Consider the following 5,330-nt stretch of genomic DNA (forward strand, 5'->3'; position numbering starts at 1 on the left):
GTCAAGGCCCCTCCGGCCCCCATCGTCACCCCGGCGGCCCCCCTGAGCTCCGCACGCAAGGCCGTGTCCAGCGACGTGGCGCTGTTCGGCGTGGCCCGCCAGGCGGCGGCCTCCGACCAGGCGGCGAAGCTGGAGGACGCGCTGACCCGGAAGCTGAACGCCGCGGGCGACGTGCGGTTCGTGGACCTGGCGGCGGCCTTCCCTGCGCCCGAACCGCAGGGCATCCCCAAGGGCGACGCGCTCTTCGACGAGGGCCGCTCCGCGTACGACAACCTGGATCCGGACACCGCGGCGGTGAAGTTCAAGGCGGCCACGGACGCCTACGTGCAGCGGCCGGGCGACCTGCGTCCGGAGAAGCTGGGTGAGGCATTCCTCTTCCAGGGCGCGTCCCAGCTGCTCAACGGCGATGTGGCGGGCGCCAAGGTGTCCTTCACCAACGCGCTGGTGGCGGAGCCTTCGCTGCGCCCGGACGCGGGCCAGTTCGGCCAGGACGTGCAGCGGGTGTTCACGGAGGCCCAGAAGGAGCTGGAGGCGCAGCCCCAGGGCACCCTGGTGGTGACGTCCCAGCCCGAGGGCGCGCGCGTGCTGGTGCGCGGGCGCGACGTGGGCGCGACGCCGCTCACCGGCCTCAAGCTGGCTCCGGGCCGCTACCCCGTGCAGGTGGTGCTGCCGGGCTACGCGCCGTCCGCGACGTACACGGAGGTGAAGTCCTCCGCGTCCGCCGAGGTGAAGACGAAGCTCGCGTCCGCGCCCGGCCTGTCCGCGCTGCGTGACGCGGCGGCCAAGGCAGGCACGGAGCAGGCCTTCTCCGCGGATGGCGTTCCGCCGGAAGTGGGCGCCATCGGCGAGCGGCTCAACGCGCGCTACGTGGTGCTGGCGGCGGCCTACCAGGACAAGAAGGGCCGGCTGCACGGCGAAGTGCAGGCGTGGGACCTGCGCACGAAGAACCGGCTGCGCGACGTGGAGGTGGACTTCGCCAAGCGCGACGGCAAGTACAGCGCGGGCGCTGCGGCGGATCAGGTGCACACCTTCCTCACCGGCGCCGCCCTGCCCAAGGGCCGCACCTCCGACGAGAAGGAGTCGGTGTCGTCCGGGGACTCGGTGCTGCGCAAGCCCTGGTTCTGGGCCGCGGCGGCGGGCGTCGCGGCGGTGACCGCGGGCGTGGTGTACGTGGCCACGACGGACCGCGGCAGCGGCTTCAATCCCGTCAACGGGCTGCCCGGTGGAATTTCCTTCTAGCCACCGCGTCCAGCGTCAAGGACTCCCCATGAAAGCCCTCCCGCTCGCGTTCTTGCTGCTGCCCGCCCTGGCGCTGGCGTCCTCGCCCCCACCGGGCCGCATCTCCGCGCTGCTCATCCCCATGGACCCGTCGTCCGAGTCCTCGGGGGTGCAGATGGAGAGCTACATGAACGACGCGCTGGGCAACTTCGCCAACTACTCGGTGAAGAAGCCCCGCGACCTGTTCGGCCTGCCGGACGACGCGGCGGCCCAGGCGTCCTTCCAGCGCGCGAAGAAGGGCTACGAGGAGAGCCTCAAGGCCTTCGAGGCGCGCGAGTACGAGGACGCGGAGCGCAAGGTGCGCGCGACGCTCAAGGAACTGGAGGGTTCGGTCGCGGCGATGCGCTCGTGCTTCCCGCTGTGCGACGCGCTGGCCATGCACGGCGCCATCCTCCAGCTGCGGGGCGACGTGGAGGAGGCGAAGCTGCTGCTCATGGACCTGATGGCGCTCAACCCCACCTTCGAGCTGAGCCCCAAGCGCTTCAGCCGGGACTTCATCGGCCTGCGCGCGCAGGTGGCCACCAGCCGCACCTCGCAGCTTCGCGGCACGGCCACCTTCAAGTCGCGTCCCGCGGGGGCGCGCGTCTTCGTGGACGGCGAGGCGGTGGGCTACACGCCCATGACGGTGCCCGCCCTTCCCGTGGGCAAGCACCTGGTGCGCATGGAGCGTCCCGGCTTCCGCCAGTTCGGGCAGATCGCGGAAGTCACCCCGGACGACATGGAGGTCAGCGCGGGGCTCGTCCCGACGGCCACCTACAAGGCCTACGACGGCCAGTTGGACAAGGTGCTGGGCGACATGTCGCGTCCCAGTGACAAGCCGGCCAACGCGGTGGTGGCGCTGGGCAAGTCGCTGGGGTTGGACCGGACGCTGGTGGGCACCGTGCGCGTCATCCCGGAGCGGGGCACGGAGCTGGCGGTGGGGCTCTTCGACGTGAAGAGCGGCAAGCGCCTGGGCTCCAAGCGGCTGGTGCTCCAGGGCGACGAATACGGGCAGCTCAAGCTGGAGATGGAGCGGGTGGTCAACCAGCTCATCAACACCGAGGGCGAGAAGGTCCTGAAGGTCCGCGACCCGCTGGACGGCAAGAGCGGCGCGGAGGACTGGAGCGCGGAGGACCGCGGTGGACAGCGCAAACAGTCCGAGAAGCGGCAATCCGGGGATGATCCGTTGGATTCGATGTCGGGAACCGAGGACTGGTAGCAGCCGGCGCTTGTCCCGGGGCGGACTGTCCCTAGAGTCCCGGGCCGTATGCGCCTCCTGCCGCTGTTGACCCTCCTCCCGACTTTCGCGCTCGCCCAGACGGGCGCCGTCAGCAGCACGGCCGCCCCGCCCCGGGGCGTCACGCTGCCGCCCACCAACGCGGCGCTGATAGACGAAGCGCCCGCGCTGTCGCTCAACCCCGCCGGCCTGGGCTTCCTGGACGCGGGCCAGCTCTTCTACCTGCACGAGCGCAACCTGGAGTCGGACTCCGTGGGCGACGCCGTGTTCCTGGGCACGCACTTCCTGGGGCTGGGGGCGGGCTTCTCCCTGGAGTGGATCCGCGGCGAGAACGCCCCGGACTACCGCAAGACGTCCTTCGGCCTGTCGCTGGGGCCCCGCACGCTGCAACTGGGCGCGGCACTCCACGATTTCAGCTCGGATGACCGCGCCATTGGCGGGCTCACCAGCTGGGACGTGGGCCTCACCGCGCGCCCGGCCCGGTTCCTGTCGCTGGCCGCGGTGGCGAGGGATTTGAACGCCCCCGAAAGCGACGGCCTCAAGCTGCCGCGCCGCTACAACTTCGGATTGGGCCTGCGCCCGCTGGACGAGCGCTACACGCTGGGCGTGGACTGGCTCTTCTCCGAAGGGGGCTTTCGCGAAGGCCTGGCCACGTACACGGTGCAGGCGGAGGTGCTGCGCGGCCTGCGACTGGGCGGAGGGCTTTCGCACGGCTTCGTCAGTGGCATCCCGCTTTCGCTCCAGTTCTCCGCCACGGTGGACCTGGGGCACGCGGGCCTGACGTACGCGGCGGGCGGCGCGGGCAACGGCCTGGACCACGTGCTGGCGCTGCGCCTGTCGTCGGAGCGCTACCGCTCCGTGCAGGGCTCCCACGGCGTCGTGACGCTGTTGGACCTGGACGACATGCTGTCGGGCGGCGTGAGCCCGGTGCTGTCGGTGCTGGGCGTGAGCGAGTCGGATCCATACCTGCGCCTGCTCAAGTTCCTGGACCTGGCCACGCGCGACGAGCGCCTCCAGGGCGTGGTGGTGAAGATGGAGGGCCTGCCCGGCGTGGGCTGGGGCGGCGCGGAGGAGCTGCGCCAGGCCTTCCTGCGGCTGCGGCAGGCGGGCAAGAAGGTCGTGGTGGTGATGCTGTCCGGGGATGACCGCGCGTACCTCGTGGCGTCCGCGGCGGACGGCGTGTACGCGCTGACGGAGGCGTCGCTGCCCATCAACGGCCTGTCGCTGACGGTGACGTCGCTGGGCGGCACCATGGACAAGCTGGGCGTGCACTGGGACGTGGCGCGCGTGGGCGAATACAAGACGGCGACGGATCAGCTCACCCGCCCGGACATGAGCCCCGCGGAGAAGGAGACGCTGGACGCGTACCTGGACGGCCAGTTGGCGCACTACGAGAAGGCCGTGGAGGCGGGCCGCAAGCTGTCGCCGCAGAAGCTGCGCGCGGCGTGGACGGGCGGCATCCTGTCCTCGCGCCGGGCGCAACAGGCGGGCCTGCTGGACGGCGTGGTGTCCGCGACGGAGCTGGACGCGCGCGTGGCGGAGTGGTTCCCCGGCCTGCGCTTCCATCCGACGTACGCCCCGCGCGACGAGCGCGAGGACCGCTGGGGGCTGCGCCGCCGCATCGCGGTGGTGCCGATTCTTGGCGACATCACCGGGGGCCGCAGCCGCGAGGATCCGCTGGGCTTCGCGCGCATCGCTGGCGCGGAGACGGTGGTGCGCGCGCTCGCGCAGGCGCAGGAGGACCCGTCCGTGGTGGCCATCGTGCTGCGCGTGGACTCGGGCGGCGGCGACGTGCTGGCGTCGGACCTGATGTACCGCGCGGTGCTGGAGGCGAAGCGGCACAAGCCCGTCATCGCGTCCATGGGCGACGCGGCGGCCTCCGGCGGCTACTACGCGGCGGTGGGCGCGGATGAAGTGCTGGCGGAGCCCACCACGCTCACCGGCAGCATCGGCGTCTACTACGTGAAGCCCGCGCTGGAGGGCCTGGGCGCGAAGCTGGGCGTGAACCAGGAGACGGTGAAGCGCGGCGACATGGCGGACCTGCTGGAGTGGTGGCGGCCGTGGACGCCGGAGCAGCAGGCCGCGGTGCAGGCCTGGGTGGATGACTCCTACGACACGTTCATCACCGAGGTCGCGCTCAACCGGAAGATGGACAAGGCCAAGGTGGACGCCGTCGCCCGGGGCCGCGTGTGGAGCGGACAGGATGCGCTCGCGCGCGGGCTGGTGGACGGCCTGGGCGGCCTGCACGAGGCGGTGGCCGCGGCCCGGAAGCGCGCGAAGGTTTCGCCGTCGGAGGAGCTGGACCTGGACGTGATGGGCGGCGCGCGAGGCTTCCTCTCCGGCCTGGGCGGCGAGCCCGGGGTGCACGCGCTCGCGGGGCTGCTGCTGCCCGGGCTGCCGGAGCGTCCCCCGGAGGCGCTGTCGACGCTCGCCCGGGAGGTGGGCCTGGGGTCGCCCGAGCTGTTGCGCCCCGGCCTGAAGGCCATGCTCCCCTTCACGGTGCGCATCCGCTGAAGCCACCGGAGGGGAGCCTGGGAGGTCGCCCGGAGAACACGCTACGCGTACGGGCGGCGAAATTTGGGGCGCCGAATCCAGGCGCTCTGTTAGGGTGGTGAGTGCCTCCCGGCCGGCGCTAGGGCCGTCGGGGGGTTTCAGGAACCGGCGGTTTCGGCCTTCTCGCAGGCCCCGCGTCCGGCTTCCTGTCCCAAAACCTGCCTCCTGACGTCCCCGGCGACCCCCTGTGGCCGCCGCCCTCCAGGGCCGTCACGGCGTGGAGCCCCATGAGCGAGAATTCCGACAACCCCGAGACCCGCAACCCGCCGCCGCCGCCCGTGGC

Annotated in this window: 3 protein-coding genes; all 3 read left to right on the plus strand. The window is 72.0% G+C overall.

Annotation, left to right across the window (positions count from 1 at the left end):
- Positions 1 to 1,239, plus strand: a 1,239-nt coding sequence (locus D7X74_RS39200; protein ID WP_120538055.1) for a PEGA domain-containing protein, incomplete at its 5' end; no start/stop codon positions are given.
- 28 nt (positions 1,240 to 1,267) lie between these two features.
- The gene (locus tag D7X74_RS39205; RefSeq protein WP_120538056.1) at positions 1,268 to 2,476 is read left to right on the plus strand and encodes a PEGA domain-containing protein; all 1,209 of its coding nucleotides are present in this window, start codon (positions 1,268 to 1,270) and stop codon (positions 2,474 to 2,476) included.
- Between the two features lie 48 nt (positions 2,477 to 2,524).
- Complete coding sequence (gene sppA / locus D7X74_RS39210) at positions 2,525 to 5,008, plus strand: signal peptide peptidase SppA (protein ID WP_120538057.1); 2,484 nt, start codon at positions 2,525 to 2,527, stop codon at positions 5,006 to 5,008.
- Positions 5,009 to 5,330 lie beyond the last annotated feature (322 nt).

Source organism: Corallococcus sp. CA047B (assembly GCF_003612065.1).
In the GTDB taxonomy this organism is placed as follows: Bacteria; Myxococcota; Myxococcia; order Myxococcales; family Myxococcaceae; genus Corallococcus; species Corallococcus praedator.